This is a genomic window from Kluyvera georgiana, from assembly GCF_050990895.1.
Lineage (GTDB): Bacteria > Pseudomonadota > Gammaproteobacteria > Enterobacterales > Enterobacteriaceae > Kluyvera > Kluyvera georgiana.
Map to the genome: position 1 here is coordinate 2551347 of NZ_CP158865.1, position 15615 is coordinate 2566961.

General features: G+C 55.3%; 18 protein-coding genes. 4 read left to right on the forward strand and 14 right to left on the reverse strand.

The window, feature by feature from the left end; all coding sequences use genetic code 11:
- Nucleotides 1-31: 31 nt before the first annotated feature.
- The 10 genes from ABTW00_RS12050 to ABTW00_RS12095 form a co-directional block, all read right to left on the reverse strand.
- A complete protein-coding gene (locus ABTW00_RS12050) occupies nucleotides 32-1282 on the reverse strand; it encodes a putative acyl-CoA thioester hydrolase (RefSeq protein ID WP_433635820.1) in 1251 nt (416 codons plus the stop codon).
- Nucleotides 1283-1473: 191 nt separating this feature from the next.
- The gene (locus ABTW00_RS12055) at nucleotides 1474-2283 is read right to left on the reverse strand and encodes a PhzF family phenazine biosynthesis protein (RefSeq protein ID WP_433635822.1); all 810 of its coding nucleotides are present in this window, start codon (nucleotides 2281-2283) and stop codon (nucleotides 1474-1476) included.
- Nucleotides 2273-2929, reverse strand: a complete 657-nt coding sequence (locus tag ABTW00_RS12060) for a helix-turn-helix transcriptional regulator (protein ID WP_064545592.1) — start codon at nucleotides 2927-2929, stop codon at nucleotides 2273-2275. The genes ABTW00_RS12055 and ABTW00_RS12060 overlap by 11 nt, the downstream gene beginning before the upstream one ends.
- Nucleotides 2926-3291: a RidA family protein gene (locus tag ABTW00_RS12065; RefSeq protein WP_433635824.1), complete on the reverse strand. Its 366-nt coding sequence runs from the start codon at nucleotides 3289-3291 to the stop codon at nucleotides 2926-2928. Before ABTW00_RS12065 ends, ABTW00_RS12060 begins: the two co-directional genes overlap by 4 nt.
- An 87-nt stretch (nucleotides 3292-3378) precedes the next feature.
- Nucleotides 3379-3771 carry a 4-carboxymuconolactone decarboxylase gene (pcaC, locus tag ABTW00_RS12070; RefSeq protein WP_065356956.1) on the reverse strand — a complete coding sequence of 131 codons (393 nt, stop codon included), beginning with the start codon at nucleotides 3769-3771 and terminating at the stop codon, nucleotides 3379-3381.
- On the reverse strand, nucleotides 3761-4525 hold the full coding sequence (pcaD, locus tag ABTW00_RS12075; RefSeq protein ID WP_065356955.1) for a 3-oxoadipate enol-lactonase: 765 nt from the start codon (nucleotides 4523-4525) through the stop codon (nucleotides 3761-3763). The genes pcaC and pcaD overlap by 11 nt, the downstream gene beginning before the upstream one ends.
- Complete coding sequence (locus ABTW00_RS12080) at nucleotides 4503-5867, reverse strand: 3-carboxy-cis,cis-muconate cycloisomerase (RefSeq protein ID WP_433635825.1); 1365 nt, start codon at nucleotides 5865-5867, stop codon at nucleotides 4503-4505. The genes pcaD and ABTW00_RS12080 overlap by 23 nt, the downstream gene beginning before the upstream one ends.
- Nucleotides 5868-5876: 9 nt before the next feature.
- Nucleotides 5877-7079: a 3-oxoadipyl-CoA thiolase gene (pcaF, locus tag ABTW00_RS12085; protein ID WP_065356953.1), complete on the reverse strand. Its 1203-nt coding sequence runs from the start codon at nucleotides 7077-7079 to the stop codon at nucleotides 5877-5879.
- A gap of 9 nt (nucleotides 7080-7088) precedes the next feature.
- On the reverse strand, nucleotides 7089-7745 hold the full coding sequence (locus tag ABTW00_RS12090) for a 3-oxoacid CoA-transferase subunit B (protein ID WP_433635827.1): 657 nt from the start codon (nucleotides 7743-7745) through the stop codon (nucleotides 7089-7091).
- Nucleotides 7746-7755: 10 nt separating this feature from the next.
- Complete coding sequence (locus ABTW00_RS12095) at nucleotides 7756-8445, reverse strand: 3-oxoacid CoA-transferase subunit A (protein WP_065356951.1); 690 nt, start codon at nucleotides 8443-8445, stop codon at nucleotides 7756-7758.
- A 167-nt stretch (nucleotides 8446-8612) separates the two neighbouring features.
- Between ABTW00_RS12095 and ABTW00_RS12100 the strand changes: the two genes are divergently transcribed.
- Nucleotides 8613-9419, forward strand: coding sequence for an IclR family transcriptional regulator domain-containing protein (locus tag ABTW00_RS12100; RefSeq protein WP_433635829.1), 807 nt, complete (start codon nucleotides 8613-8615; stop codon nucleotides 9417-9419).
- On the opposite strand, the gene smrA is transcribed toward ABTW00_RS12100, so the two are convergent.
- Complete coding sequence (smrA, locus tag ABTW00_RS12105) at nucleotides 9416-9979, reverse strand: DNA endonuclease SmrA (RefSeq protein ID WP_064545608.1); 564 nt, start codon at nucleotides 9977-9979, stop codon at nucleotides 9416-9418. The genes ABTW00_RS12100 and smrA overlap by 4 nt on opposite strands.
- A 593-nt stretch (nucleotides 9980-10572) precedes the next feature.
- Here smrA and ogt point away from each other — a divergent pair.
- On the forward strand, nucleotides 10573-11088 hold the full coding sequence (ogt, locus tag ABTW00_RS12110; protein ID WP_064545610.1) for a methylated-DNA--[protein]-cysteine S-methyltransferase: 516 nt from the start codon (nucleotides 10573-10575) through the stop codon (nucleotides 11086-11088).
- Nucleotides 11089-11284: 196 nt separating this feature from the next.
- A complete protein-coding gene (gene fnr / locus ABTW00_RS12115) occupies nucleotides 11285-12037 on the forward strand; it encodes a fumarate/nitrate reduction transcriptional regulator Fnr (protein WP_122983151.1) in 753 nt (250 codons plus the stop codon).
- Nucleotides 12038-12097: 60 nt separating this feature from the next.
- On the opposite strand, the gene ABTW00_RS12120 is transcribed toward fnr, so the two are convergent.
- Complete coding sequence (locus ABTW00_RS12120; RefSeq protein WP_064545612.1) at nucleotides 12098-12583, reverse strand: anti-virulence regulator CigR family protein; 486 nt, start codon at nucleotides 12581-12583, stop codon at nucleotides 12098-12100.
- Between the two features lie 254 nt (nucleotides 12584-12837).
- On the opposite strand from ABTW00_RS12120, the gene uspE reads away from it, so the two are divergent.
- On the forward strand, nucleotides 12838-13788 hold the full coding sequence (gene uspE, locus ABTW00_RS12125; RefSeq protein WP_433635830.1) for a universal stress protein UspE: 951 nt from the start codon (nucleotides 12838-12840) through the stop codon (nucleotides 13786-13788).
- A 101-nt stretch (nucleotides 13789-13889) separates the two neighbouring features.
- On the opposite strand, the gene ABTW00_RS12130 is transcribed toward uspE, so the two are convergent.
- Complete coding sequence (locus ABTW00_RS12130; RefSeq protein ID WP_064545615.1) at nucleotides 13890-14078, reverse strand: YdiH family protein; 189 nt, start codon at nucleotides 14076-14078, stop codon at nucleotides 13890-13892.
- 138 nt (nucleotides 14079-14216) lie between these two features.
- Complete coding sequence (pntB, locus tag ABTW00_RS12135; protein WP_064545617.1) at nucleotides 14217-15605, reverse strand: Re/Si-specific NAD(P)(+) transhydrogenase subunit beta; 1389 nt, start codon at nucleotides 15603-15605, stop codon at nucleotides 14217-14219.
- Between the last annotated feature and the right edge of the window lie 10 nt (nucleotides 15606-15615).

Here is a 15615-nt window from a genome sequence, read left to right on the forward strand (position 1 = left end):
GTATCCGGCTCTTTTCCGCAGCCACGGAGGCTTATTTTTCCCAGCGCGTGTTCCACTCCCAAAGACGGTTAGTGTTCACATCGTTCAACTGACGTGAAGGCTCCGCGTTCCCCTTATACGGCCTTGCCGTGGTGGCCGCCGCGCCCCATGGTGACAGGCTGTCATAGCCGCTATCAATCGTGCTGTTGACAATCAGCACCTGTCCATTAGCGGTCTTGCCCGGCAAATAACCCGTTTTCCCTGCCCCCTGATCCCATGCGCGGCCCAGTTTGGCTTTAAAGGTATCTTTGTAGCCCTCATCGGTGGTAAAGCGGCTATTTTTGACCAGGAAACCATAAGGATTATCCGGGAGCGTATTCGGTGCCAGCACATAGGCTTCCGGCGATTTGCGGCTGGAGACGGTATGGAAATGCACGCCGTCAAACACCGCGTTAGCGCGACCGAAGACATAGTCAACATCGCCTTCAATGTAGCTATCCTGTACGTAAACCCGATTAATGCGATCGGTCAGCGCATCATTGCGCCGATTGCTGACGTTGAGATACAGCGTGTCCTGGCGTCCTAGCAGGCGGACGTTCTGCAGATGAATGCGGTCGCCGTCAGTTCGCAGGGCGACGCCCTGGTGGGTGCCGCCGTCAACCGTGTCGAGCAGGCTATTGGCAATGGTTAAATTGACCAGCTGGAGATCGTGACTTTGCGACCAGAATACCGCGGCGCAATTGGTGCCGATCGTGGCCGTGGTTTTCCCCGCACACAGCGCATACTGGTAATACGCCGGGGAGCTCGGCGGGTAGTGGTCGGCATTGACCGTCTGGCGATATTTCGCTGGGCTAAACTGCGAGTCCAGCGCCAGTTCAATACGCACATCCTCAGGCGCTTTTCCCGCGCCAAAAAGAGTGATTGGCGGCGCATCGTCCGGGATGTACACCGTGCCGGTGTAGACGCCAGGCTCAAGACGAATGTAGATACGCTCATTCCCTTTATGCTGCGCCAGTGCGGCGTCAACGGCCTGCTGGACGCGGGTGTAAGGCGCGCCTTTTGGCGCGACGCGCCATGGCGTCTCAACGTGTGTTAAGGCAATGGACGACGGCTGCCATGCCCCCTGTGGTTGGCTGAACAGACCGCCCTGCGCAAAATAGTTTTCGGTGGTATACGGTGTGGCTTCCTGCGCCGTCAGCAGCGGTCTTGTCGCCGTTCCTGTTGACGAAGGCGCGGCGCAGCCCTGTAACACCAATGGCATACAGAGCAGCGTCGACATGCCCAGATAAGGTATTCTTGACATCGGTTCTCCATTAACAACGTTAAATAGAAACTGAGAACCGATAATAATGGAACGCTATTTTATTTTAACCCTGCACGATCACGCTTTACGATATCAGGAAAGCCAGATCAGCAGGCCATATAGCGCCAGCGTGCACACGACGGCTAGCTGAACGACCCGTCGCTCAATGGTCGATTTATTGCTCATTGATTTTATAGACGGAACGTCCCCTCAATCATCAGCTTCGCTTGCCCATACAGCGAAACGCGGCCATCAGTGCCCAACACGCAGCGCAGCGTGCCTTTACGCGTGCCGCCCTGCTGCGCATGAAGGGTATTTTTACCGCAGCGTTTGGCCCAGAACGGTGCGAGCCAGGTATGTGCCGAACCGGTCACCGGATCTTCATTCACCCCAACCTGCGGGCCAAACCAGCGTGACACAAAGTCAAACTCGCCCTCATCCGGTGCCGTGACGATCACCCCACGAGTCTTAAACGCCGACAGCAGGTTAAAATCGGGCGCTAACCCTTCAACGATCGCTTTATCCTTCACCAGCACCACAATGTCATCGGATTGCCAGAATCCTTCTACGCCGGTAGTGATGCCAAGCGCGGCCAGCAATCCCTGCGGTTCGTCAATCGGCTGGAGCGTTTTCGTCGGAAAATCCATGCACAACTCATCGCCCTGGCGCTTGACGGTCAGCAAGCCGCTACGGGTGGTGAAACGCAGCGTTTCTTGCGGATAGTTGAGGACGTTAAACAGAACCCAGGACGCGGCGAGCGTGGCATGGCCGCAGAGATCGACTTCGACCGCAGGCGTAAACCAGCGCAGATGAAAGCCGTCATCGAGGGGAACAAAAAAGGCGGTTTCTGACAGGTTATTTTCGGCGGCAATCGCTTGTAACACGCTGTCGTCTGGCCATTGATTCAGCGGCATCACCGCCGCCGGGTTACCGCCGAAAGGTTTAGCGGTGAAGGCATCAACCTGATAAAAAGGAAGCGTAGCCGGGAGATTATTGTTCATTGAGCTTATCCAGGTAGTTGTAGATGGTGTAACGCGTCACGCCGAGCGCGCTGGCGACTTCGTTGACGCTGCCCTTAATCTTGAAAATTCCCATCGAATGCAGTTCGCTGACCACCCGCAGTCGAAACGCTTTTGGGTTTTCCTCAGGGGTGGCCTGGAAACGTGCAAGAACCTCCGCCAGAGATTGCGAGGGTAACGGGGTGGCCGGATTTTCCGCTGGCTGCGCTGCCGAGATGCCGGAGACCAGATAATCCAGTTCACGGCGAAAACGCATCACCGGCTCCATGTCGACGTTGACGCAAAATGCCGCCACCGCCTTTCCGTTGGCATCGTAGTACAGCGTCGACGCGCTGCTTAACGGTTTACCGCCGCGCGCATACGAGGTGTAACCGCTGAACAGTCGCGTGGAGGATGGCGGCTGCGTCTCGTCGATAAGTCCCAGAAAACCATCATCTTCCTCCGGCCCACTCAGCAGACCATCGCCCACCTGTCGCCCGCTGACGTGACCGTTAACAATACCGACGACCGACGATTGCGGCTGGGTTAAATCGTGCAGTACCACTTCGGTATTCGCCGGTAACGTGGCTTTCAACGCTGCCAGCGAGGCGCTGAGGGTGGCGATGAGGGTATCCCTTTCCGCGATCATGGCAGCACCGCCTGAAATTCAATTTCCACGTCGAGATTGAATGCCAGACTGCTGGTGGTCACGCTACGGCTGGGGAACCCCTCGGGGAACCACGGACGCCAGGCCTGATTGAACTCGGTAAAGTGCGCCATATCGCTTAACCAAACCTGTGCCCGAACCACATCGCGCAATTGCGCGTCGCCGCGCGCCAGCGTCTCGCTGACCGAACGCATAATACGATTAACCTGTTCGGTGATGGTACCGTACAGCGGCTGTCCGTCCGGGCTCATTGAGACCTGACCAGACAGAAAGAGAAATCCGTTCGCCGCAACGGCGTCGGAAAAAGGAAAAGGTTTACTCGTGGGATAGCGGACAAGTGCCATCGTCAACTCCTGCGGTTAAGGAGAGATAACGATAGCACCGTCTTTTTATTAATTCAACAAAGTTATAAATTTCAACATAAGTTGAAATTATCGTGATTGCGGCGCATCCATTTCATCAAAAACCTGCTGTGCCAGATGCATCGTGGCATTTGCCGCCGGCAGACCGCAATACAACGCCGAATGCATGATCAGCTCTTTCAGCTCGTCGCGGGTCACGCCGTTGTTGAACGCCGCGCGCAGATGCATTTTCAGTTCCGCTTCGCGATTGAGCGCAATCAGCATGGCGATAGTGATCATACTGCGGGTATGGTGGTCCAGCCCCGGACGGGTCCAGGTTTCCCCCCAGGCGTAACGGGTAATGAAATCCTGAAACTCTTCGTTCAGCGGCGTGAGTTTTTGCAGCGTCCGGTCAACGTGGGCATCACCAAGCACCTTCCGGCGCACCGCCATACCCTGCTGATAACGTTGATTATCTTCCATCGTCCCTCCGTAAAAATGCGATCAACGCCGCGGTAAACTCTTCGCTGGCTTCGACGTTTGATAAATGCGACGCGGCTAAATCCACCTGGAAAGAACCGTTAATTTGCTGATGTAAATAATCGGCATCGGCCACCGTGGTCACCGGGTCGTGCTCACCGGCAATAATCAGCAACGGTACGTTGATAGCCGCGACTTCACCTCGTAAATCGGCCGCCGCCAACGCCTCGCAGCATTCGGCGTAACCTTCCGCATCGGAAGTCGCCAGTTGATGGCACAGCTGCTCAACCACCGCGGGCTGATGTTGACGAAACTGAGGGGTAAACCAACGATCCGCCGACCCGGCCGCCACCACGCCCATGCCTTCGGTTCGCACGGTGCGCGCACGCGACAGCCAGTTGGCCTGCTCGCCGATCTTCGCCGCCGTATTCGCCACCGCAACGGCAGTAAAGCGTTCCGGCGCGAAGCGAGCGAGCCAGAGACCGGTCAAGCCCCCCATCGAAATACCGCAGAAGAAAGCGCGCGGGATATTCAGATGATCGAGCAGTGTAATCACGTCTTCACCGAGTTGTGACAACGTCACCTTCCCGCGTTTTGTCGTTTGTCCGTGCCCGTGGGTATCGTAACGCAGCACGCGGAAATGTTCGGTCAGCGCGGGCATCTGCGCATCCCACATAGCGTGAGTCGTACCTAGCGAGTTGGAGAGCACCAGTACCGGTGCCGTTTCTGGTCCTTCAAGGCAATAATGGATATTCATTTCCCTGCTCCTGATAGCGCGCCAGAACCTGGCGCACAAAGTGGTCGGTACTGCCGAGTGCGGTCGCTGGGTCCAGCAGTTGCGTGAGTTGCGCGGAAGAAAAATGCTGGCTTACCAGCGGATCTTTTTCCAGCAGCGCTTGTAACGGGCAATCCAGCGCAATGGCCCGATGACAGATTTTTTCTACCTGATGATGAGCGTCGGCTTTGCCAATAAAGGCCGCCAGCGCCTGAGTAACGGATTCGGCCATAATCAGACCATGGGTGATATCCAGATTGGCGCGCATTTTCGCCTCATTGACCTGCATACCGCGCAGCAGAAATTCACTGTTTTCCAGCACGCCGCCAGCCAACATCACCAACTCTGGCAGCGTTTCCCACTCGGCCTGCCAGCCCCCTAGCGCGCGCTCATGCTGCTGAATTTGCGCGCCGTACAGCGTCGCCATCAGCCCAGGGATACGCTGTACGGCGGCGAGAATGGCCGCACAGCTGACCGGATTACGCTTATGCGGCATGGCGGACGATCCGCCCCGGCCTTCGGCAATAGGTTCGCTCACCTCCGCCACTTCGGTTTGCATCAGCAGTGCGAAATCATTGGCAAATTTACCCAACGTGCCGCAGAGCCCGGCAAACCAGCTCGCGACTTCAATGATGCGGTCACGCTGGCTGTGCCAGGGGGTGTCAGCGAGCGAGAGATTGAGCGTATCGGCCAGCCGTTCTGCGACCTCTGGCCCCTTGTCTTTCAGCGAGGCCAGCGTCCCCGCCGCGCCGCCAAACTGTAGCGCCAGCACCCGCGGGCGCAGTTCATCCAGTCGCTCTTGCCAGCGCAATAGCGCATCGAGCGTACCGGCCAGCTTCAGACCAAAGGTGATGGGCAGCGCGTGCTGCATCCAGGTGCGGCCCGGCATCAGCGAGTGCTGATACCGATTAATTTGTTCAGCCAGCACCTGGGTGAGGCGTCGAAGGCGGACTTGCGTCTCATCAAGCGCCTTGCGCAGCTGTAAAATCAGCCCGGTATCAATGGCGTCCTGGCTGGTCGCCCCCCAGTGGACGTAGCGCGCGGCTTCAGGATCGTGCGCTTTCACGCGCTGCGTCAGTTGTTTAACCAGCGGAATCGCCAGATTACCGGCATCGGCTGCCGCCCTCGCCAGCGCAGGTAAATCCAGAGACTGCGCCTGACAGGCTTCGACAATCGGCGCAACCGCAGCATCGGGTATCACCCGACACTGCGCCTGTGCGGTCGCGAGCGCCGCCTCGAAATCCAGCATCCCCTGCACCGTTTGCTGGTCGCTGAAAAAATCCGTCAGCGCCTGGGTACGCAATAGCGGGGTCAACAAACTCATTCCAGCTCCTTATACGCGTTCAATAATCAGCGCGATCCCCTGGCCGACGCCGATACACATCGTACATAGCGCATACCGCCCACCTGTACGACGTAACTGGTAGGCAGCGGTCATCGCCAGCCGTCCACCGGAGGCGCCCAGCGGATGCCCCAGCGCAATCGCCCCACCGTGCGGGTTAACGTGCGCGGCATCATCCGGTAGACCTAAATCGCGCAGCACGGCCAGCGCCTGAGCGGCGAAAGCTTCATTCAACTCGATAACGTCCATTTGCGCCAGCGTCAGTCCCGTTTGTGCCAGAACTTTTCGTACGGCCGGTGCCGGTCCAAACCCCATAATGCGCGGCGCGACGCCGGCGGTTGCGACCCCGACGACGCGAGCCAGCGGCTGCAAATCATTCTGCGCCATCGCCTGTTCGCTGGCTAACAACAGCGCACAGGCGCCATCGTTCACCCCGGACGCATTGCCTGCGGTGACGGTTGCATCCGGACGCACTACGCCTTTCAGTTTCGCCAACGCCTCAAGCGAAGTGCTGCGTGGATGTTCATCCTGGGCAAAACACAGGGCTTCGCCTTTGCGCTGCGGGATCCACACCGGGATCAGCTCGTCATTAAACGCGCCATTGGCCTGCGCCTGTGCGGTACGCTGCTGGCTACGCAGCGCAAAAGCATCCTGGTCGGCACGGGAAATGGCAAAATCGGTCGCCACGTTTTCCGCCGTCTCCGGCATGGAATCCACACCGTACAGTGCCTTCATTTGCGCGTTAATAAAACGCCAGCCGATGGTCGTGTCTTCCATTTTCATGGTACGGCTGAACGCGCTTTCGGCTTTACCCATCACGAACGGCGCACGCGACATGCTCTCTACGCCGCCCGCAATCATCAACTGCGTTTCACCACTTTTAATCGCCCGCGCCGCCACGCCGATGGCATCAAGGCTGGAGCCGCAAAGACGGTTGATGGTGCTACCCGGTACCGTCTCCGGCAACCCGGCCAACAGTAACGCCATACGCGCGACGTTGCGGTTATCTTCCCCAGCCTGATTGGCGCAGCCATAAATCACATCGTCAATACGAGAGGGATCCAGCCCACGATTGCGCTCCATTAGCGCCTTCAGCGGCAGAGCGGCCAAATCGTCAGCGCGTACGCTCGCCAGAGTACCACCAAAACGACCGAACGGTGTGCGTACCGCGTCGCAGATAAATGCTTGATTCATCATCATTCCTTAGGCGCTTTCCGCGACCGCGTCGTAAGTCAGGGCAACGGGGGTAATACGCTGTAATTCATCAAAAGAGATGCCGTTGAAGATTTCGCGCACCACCGGGCCGTTGGTGGTGATGTCAATCACGGCAAGATCGGTATAAATGCGGCTGACGCAGCCCACGCCGGTTAACGGATAAGTACAGTGCTCCACTAACTTACACTCTCCGTCGCGCGTCAGGTGATCCATCATCACGAACACCTGGCGTGCGCCGACCGCCAGATCCATCGCCCCGCCGACGGCGGGGATCGCGTCCGGTGCGCCAGTGCTCCAGTTAGCGAGGTCGCCAGCGGCAGAAACCTGATAGGCACCCAGCACGCAAATATCCAGATGGCCGCCGCGCATCATGGCGAAGGAGTCACCGTGGTGGAAATAACAGCCGCCCTGCAGCAGAGTCACGTACTCTTTGCCGGCGTTAATCAGCTCCGGATCTTCTTCACCGGGTGCCGGTTTCGGTCCCATACCCAGCAGTCCGTTTTCGCTGTGTAAAAAGACCTCTTTGTCAGACGGCAGATAGTTGGCGATACGAGTAGGCAGACCAATTCCCAGATTCACATAGGCGCCTTCCGGAATATCCTGCGCCACGCGCTTTGCCATATCATCACGAGAGAGTTTTTGCATTTTGGGCTCCTTAAGCTCGCTGCGCCTTGGCGGTGAAAGATTCCTGCGCGAACACGCGCTGCACGAAAATGCCTGGCGTGACGACGTTTTCCGGGTCCAGTTCGCCGAGCGCAACCATGCTGGCAACTTCTACAATGGTGGTTTTCGCCGCCGTGGCCATGATTGGGCCAAAGTTACGCGCGGCTTTGCGGTAGACCAGGTTACCCCAACGGTCGGCCTGATGAGCTTTAATCAGCGCAAAGTCAGCGCTAATCGGGTATTCCAGCACATAGTGGCGGCCGTCAATTTCGCGAGTTTCTTTGCCTTCCGACAGCGGCGTGCCGTAGCCCGTTGGGGTAAAAATGGCGCCAAGACCTGCGCCCGCAGCCTGAATGCGAGCGGCCAGGTTCCCCTGCGGGACCAGTTCCAGCTCCACTTTGCCGCGGCGATACAGGTCATCGAAAATTTGTGAGTCGACCTGGCGTGGGAATGAGCAGATCATTTTGCGTACGCGCCCGGCCTTCAGCAGCGCCGCGAGGCCGATTTCGCCGTTTCCGGCGTTGTTATTGATAATGGTCAGGTCACGTGCGCCCTGTTCAATCAACGCATCAATCAGCAGCGTCGGCTGCCCGGCGGGCCCAAAGCCGCCGATCATAATGGTCGCCCCATCGTGGATACCCGCGACGGCATCCGCCAGCGTCGGCACACTTTTATCAATCATCAGGTTGCTCCTCGTTGTGCGGTTATCGCACTAATATTCGTTGTTCGCACAAAATGTGACCTGCTTAACGATGCCGGTCAAGGGCGATAATCGAAATATGGTGCGATAATCGAACATCGTGTATGTTTAGGCTAAGAATGTGATCGGCGGCATAAACGGAGAGAAAAATGGAGAAACATCCAGACGATATTATGACGGGCGATAGCGACCCGTTTAAAGGGGACCCTAATTTTATGGCCTCGCTGGCGCGCGGGCTGGAGGTGATTCAGGCCTTCACTCCGCAGCGCCGGCTGCTGTCGATTTCGCAAATCAGCCAGAAGACGGGCATCCCTCGCGCTGCGGTACGCCGCTGCCTCTATACGCTTGGTAAACTGGGTTTTGTCTACGCCGAGGATGGTAAGAACTTTCAGCTACGCCCGCGCATTTTGTCGCTGGGACACGCATGGTTAGCCTCAACGCCGCTGGCCCGTTCTGCGCAGCCGGTGCTAAAACATTTGAGCGATATGCTTAATGAGTCGTGCTCAATCGCTACTCTGGACGGCGACGATATTCTCTATATCGCCCGCGCTTCCAGCTCGCGCATCATGACCATAGATCTCGATATCGGCAGCCGTCTACCGGCGTGGTCAACCTCAATGGGGCGCGTGCTGTTGAGCTACCAGCCGGAAGAAAAGCTCAACGATATGCTGGCTCGCATCACCATGATCCGCTATACCCCGCAGACGATTTCGTCCGTCAGTAAGCTACGCAGCGAGCTGAAGGCGGTACGTCAACAGGGGTATGCGTTAAACGATCAGGAGCTGGAGATGGGGCTGCGTTCGTTGGCGGTGCCGCTGTTTAATTCACAGGGCCAGGTTGAGGCGGCGCTGAACGTCGGTGTTCATGCCGGACAGGTATCCGCGGCTGAATTGCTGGATCGCGTGTTGCCCGAACTGCAAAAAGCCGCATCAGAGCTGACGCTTTTGCTGCGCTAGCGGCTGCGTTTAGCGTGACGCTCCCAGTTTTCCTGTTTCGCCGCCGCCGATTTACGCAGCGCGACGTAACATGCGCCGCTGCCGCCATGATGCGGTAGCGCGCTACAGAATGCCTGAACGTCATCGAATTCGGTTAACCAGCGGGCAAGATAGCTGCGAATAATATTGGCATGCGAGCCGTCCTCTTTGCCTTTACCATGAATAATCAGGATGTTGCGTAGATTGTCATGCTCAGCCTGCAGAATAAAAGCAAACAGACTCTGACGGCACTGTTCAACGGTCTGCTGACGCAGATCCAGGCTGGCCTGCTGGCTGTATTTCCCCTGCCGCAGTTTATCCAGAACGCCGATTTGTAGCCCTTCACGCTTAAACTCCAGCGGGGTGGCAAGCGGGACAATGTCGAGAAAACCGGTGGTGAGAAAATTATCGAGCTGCAGTGTATCCACCTGCTGGCGGGTTCGGGCGTTGCGGACGGGCTGCCAATGAACGTCGCTGTGGCGCTTCAGCGGCTGGACATCCTCCATGGCGTCAAGAAACAGCGATTTGTCGTCAAGATTCATGAGAATTCCTCCCTTATTACCACAGGCGGATACTATAGCCGCGCGGTCGCGCTGGCTCAACGCTTTTCCCTTTCAGCCAAAACTATTGGCATGTAAAATATACGAAGCGGCAATCAATTCCCTGAGCTTATTATTTAACCAAAACTTAAATAATATAAATCCACAATTAATTATCGATTCCTGTTTATAATACGTGAAATAAATCACCAAGAATTGTCTGGAAAATAAGCTCAGACCCGTTATAAATAGTAATACCCGCTGCGCGGAGCAAAATGTGGGAAACGGTACGGACACACCTGTGTGGTTGCTGCGGGGTCTGGCGATGTCGACAGACCCCGATTTTTATTCTGCATCATTCTTCATATTTTTCTTTGCTTTTCCTTCAATGAGATACCTTTTACTCTGCGTTTACTGGGTTATATTTCCGTGGAACCCTCATCCGATTATTATTCGATTTAACCGTACTTTACTGTTGATTATAAATAAACCTCCTTGTTTGCATGGTTATACATCGGAGGTATAGAGTCAGCCGCCGTTCACATGCTATGGTGTCGAACAGGAATAATTTGCCTGGACATATATAGAGAGTGCGCATGCTGACGTTACTTGAAGATAAAATTGCCACGCCGCTCGGCCCTCTGTGGATTCTGTGCGATGAAAACTTTCATTTGCGCGCCGTTGAGTGGGAAGAACACAGCGACCGTATGGAGCAACTGTTGGATATCCACTACCGTGCTGAAGGCTATACTCGCGTCACGTCGCGCAACCCTGGTGGACTCAGTCAGCAGTTAACGAACTATTTTGACGGCGATCTGGCGGTGATTGAGACACTGCCTACGGCCACCGCCGGTACCCCATTTCAGCGCGAAGTCTGGCAAACCCTGCGCACCATACCCTGCGGCCAGGTGATGCACTACGGGCAGTTAGCCGATCGGCTCGGTCGTCCAGGGGCCGCCCGCGCAGTCGGCGCCGCCAATGGCGCTAACCCGGTGAGTATCGTCGTCCCCTGCCATCGCGTGATCGGTCGCAATGGCACCATGACCGGTTATGCCGGTGGCGTACAGCGTAAAGAGTGGCTTCTACGGCATGAAGGCTATCTGCTGCTTTGATTTTCTGTGCCCTTTACGACTGGAACAGGCGCTTTTACACATCAACGCGCCTGAAAATTTGCACTACATATCAATGAGATATATCTCATTCTTTGCTATCCCATTTTAATCTTGGGTGAATACGCGCGTCGAGACTTACCTGCTCACCAAAAAGATGTTAAAATTGACCAATATCAATTACGGCTTGAGCAAACCTATGATCCCGGAAAAGAGAATTATACGACGCATTCAGTCTGGCGGTTGCGCGATCCATTGTCAGGATTGCAGCATCAGCCAGCTTTGCATACCGTTCACTCTTAATGAGCATGAGCTTGATCAGCTGGATAATATTATCGAGCGCAAAAAGCCCATCCAGAAAGGGCAAACGTTATTCAAAGCCGGCGATGAACTGAAGTCTCTTTATGCGATCCGTTCCGGTACCATTAAGAGTTACACCATTACCGAGCAAGGCGACGAGCAAATCACCGGTTTCCATCTGGCCGGCGATTTAGTTGGTTTCGACGCTATTGGCACCGGTCATCACCCGAGCTTTGCTCAGGCGCTGGAAACCTCCATGGTGTGCGAAATCCCGTTTGAGACTCTTGACGATCTCTCCGGTAAAATGCCCAATCTGCGTCAGCAGATGATGCGTCTCATGAGCGGTGAGATCAAAGGCGATCAGGACATGATCCTGCTGCTGTCGAAGAAAAACGCTGAAGAGCGCCTGGCTGCATTTATCTATAACCTGTCGCGCCGCTTCGCCCAGCGTGGTTTCTCGCCGCGTGAGTTCCGTCTCACCATGACCCGTGGCGATATCGGTAACTATCTGGGCCTGACGGTGGAAACTATCAGCCGACTGCTGGGTCGTTTCCAGAAAAGCGGTATGCTGGCCGTGAAAGGTAAATACATCACCATTGAAAACAGCGATGCGCTGGCAGTGCTGGCGGGCCATAGTCGTAACGTCGCCTGACCGCTGTTTCGTTCTACAATAAAAAAACCCCGGCTTGCCGGGGTTTTTTATGTCATCTCTCTAATCAAACACGCCGTTAATCACCGACGTGACGATCGCTGTACTTAAGGCAATAAGCACAAGGTTATCGCCGATAACCTGCCATTCATAGCCGGGGTAATAAGGCAGTTGATTGAGCATCGACCCGGGGACCGTTTTTTTAGCGATACCCGGTGGCAGCGGTTTGCCCCGCGCCAGATTTTTTGCAATGCCCGGCGGCAAAGATTTGTAACCGGTCAGGCCGTAGCTAACGGCAAGCTGTCTGGCCGTTGCGTAGCTGATATCACGGTCAACGTGATCGGGTTTGCCATAGTTCTTACGCGACGAAGAACGATGATCGTTATGCTGGTCTTTATCCCACTGCTGGCTGTTGCCTTTGTTGCTGTTGCCATGATTCCCGTTACCTTTACCATGCCCGTTACCGGGGTCGGCAATAGCCGACGTCGCTCCCAGTGCCAATGCAAGCGCCGCGGCGAGCACCGTTGAGAATCTATATCGTTGAGACATGATGATTTCCTTATGTACAGGCAGACATTAGAAATTTATATCATTGTGAGAAAAATAACCTACGCAATAAATCTGAATTTTTGAATTTCGCCAAATGCCCCGAGCCATCGGGGACGACAGGTTAATTCACCAGGCTTAAGGAAAGTTTATTTATCCTGTTTATTGATCTTGCGAAGGTTCTCCCCTGTTTCAATCCCACTATATGAGTTATCTTTTACTTACAAACTGTGGTTACAGCTGTAAGGAGACCCTGTATGGCCAGATATCAAAATATGCTCGTGGCGATCGATCCGAACCAGGACGACCAGCCTGCGCTGCGACGCGCTGTGTATCTTCATCAACGGATTGGCGGCCGCATTAAAGCCTTTTTGCCGATCTATGACTTTTCCTATGAAATGACCACCCTTTTGTCTCCTGATGAGCGCACCGCAATGCGCCAGGGCGTGATTAGCCAGCGAACCGCATGGATCCGCGAGCAGGCGAAATACTACCTGGAAGCCGGCGTTCCCCTCGAAATTAAAGTGGTGTGGCATAACCGCCCGTTTGAAGCCATCATCCAGGAAGTCATCAGCGGCGGTCACGATTTGTTGCTGAAAATGGCTCACCAGCACGACAAGCTGGAATCGGTTATCTTCACCCCAACTGACTGGCACCTGCTGCGCAAATGCCCATGCCCGGTATGGATGGTGAAAGACCAGCCGTGGCCGGAAGGCGGTAAGGCGCTCGTCGCGGTCAACCTTGCCAGCGAAGAAGCGTACCATAATGCGCTGAATGAGAAGCTGATCAAAGAGACCATCGAACTGGCCGAACAGGTCAACCATACCGAAGTGCATCTGGTTGGCGCTTATCCGGTCACGCCGATCAATATCGCCATTGAATTGCCTGATTTTGACCCTAGCGTCTACAACGATGCGATTCGCGGTCAGCACCTGCTGGCAATGAAATCGCTGCGCCAGAAATTTAGCATCGACGAGAAGTTCACCCACGTAGAGAAAGGGTTGCCTGAAGAGGTGATTCCGGATCTGGCGGCGCATCTTGACGCCGGTATCGTAGTACTGGGCACTATCGGACGAACCGGTATCTCTGCGGCCTTCCTCGGCAACACGGCCGAACAGGTTATTGACCACCTGCGCTGCGACCTGCTCGCCATTAAGCCGAACGACTACCAGACGCCGGTCGAAATGGACGACGAAGAAGACGATTAAGCAGTGTTAAGTGACGAAAAAACCGGTCAATGGCCGGTTTTTTTATCTCTTGCGGTTATTATCCCGGCGTTATATTACGCGGCCAGGTTCGCAAGAATCTATCAATGGAGCCCTAGTCGCCAGGCAAAGTCGATCTCTTCTTTCAGTTCGATACTAGAAAGCGCCATCAGGTCGGCAAATTCCAGCTCAAGCTGTTTTAAGCGTTTCAGGTACTGTGCAGGGGTTAAAGAGGTGGTTTCGCGACGAAGATATTCGATGGCCAGTTGTGCAGGCGTAAACAAGGTATCCATAAGTTCCTCTGTTGGTTTAGACGACATAGAACATTATAACACCTTTCCCTGCGCACTTTTTGACCAAAAGCAATCATAAATCAAATAAAAGGCCGCCATCTCTCACAAAGACGGCGGCCTTAATTTTTCGCGCTGTAATTACAGAGCTTTCAGAATGGCGTCCACGCTGGCTTTTGCGTCGCCGAACAGCATCTGCGTGTTTTCTTTAAAGAACAGCGGGTTCTGTACCCCGGCGTAACCGGTATTCATAGAACGTTTGAAAACGATAACGTTCTGCGCCTTCCAGACTTCCAGAACCGGCATGCCGGCAATCGGGCTCTTCGGATCGTCCTGAGCAGCTGGGTTAACGGTGTCGTTCGCGCCGATAACCAGTACGGTATCGGTGTCGGCGAAATCGTCGTTAATTTCATCCATCTCCAGCACGATGTCGTAAGGCACCTTCGCCTCCGCCAACAGCACGTTCATGTGGCCCGGCAGACGCCCGGCAACCGGGTGGATACCAAAGCGTACCTTGATACCGCGCGCGCGCAGTTTCTCAGTAATTTCCGCCACCGGATACTGCGCCTGCGCCACCGCCATACCGTACCCTGGGGTGATGATCACCGAGTGGGAATTTTTCAGCATTTCGGCGGTTTCTTCGGCGTTAATTTCACGGTGTTCGCCCACTTCTTCTTCGCTACCGGTAGAGGAACCGTCGGTACCAAAACCACCGGCAATCACGCTAATGAACGAACGGTTCATCGCCTTACACATGATGTAAGACAGAATGGCACCGGAAGAACCTACCAGCGCACCGGTAACGATCAGCAGGTCGTTGCTGAGCATAAAGCCCGCCGCCGCCGCCGCCCAACCGGAGTAGGAGTTCAGCATGGAGACGACTACCGGCATATCTGCCCCGCCGATAGACGCCACCAGATGCCAGCCAAAGGCCAGCGCGATAACGGTCATCACCAGCAGACACAGCACCTGCGTGCCCACGCTATCGGTACGCACGAATGCCACCATCAGCAGGAAAGAAACCACCAGCGCCGCCAGGTTAAGCTTGTGACGATTTGGCAGCATCAACGGCTTCGAAGACATCTTGCCGCACAGCTTGCCGAACGCCACGATGGAACCGGTAAAGGTGACCGCACCGATAAAGATACCGAGGAACACTTCAGTCAGGTGAATATTGACCAAAATTTGTTCCATGCCGGTTTCATGCTGCAGGTAGCTGTTGAAGCCCACCAGCACCGCGGCCAGACCGACGAAGCTGTGCAGCACCGCCACCAGCTCCGGCATCTCGGTCATTTCCACTTTCTTCGCCAGGCGAATACCAATCGCCCCACCGATAATCATCGCCAGCAGGATCCACGCTACGTTGCTGGTATCCGGCCCGAAGATGGTTGCGATCAGGGCAATCGCCATACCGGCGATGCCGTAGTAGTTGCCCTGCTGCGACGTTTCGTGTTTGGAAAGCCCGGCGAGACTGAAAATAAACAGGATTGCGGCAACAATGTATGCAGCTGTAACTAATCCTCCAGACATTTGTTACCCC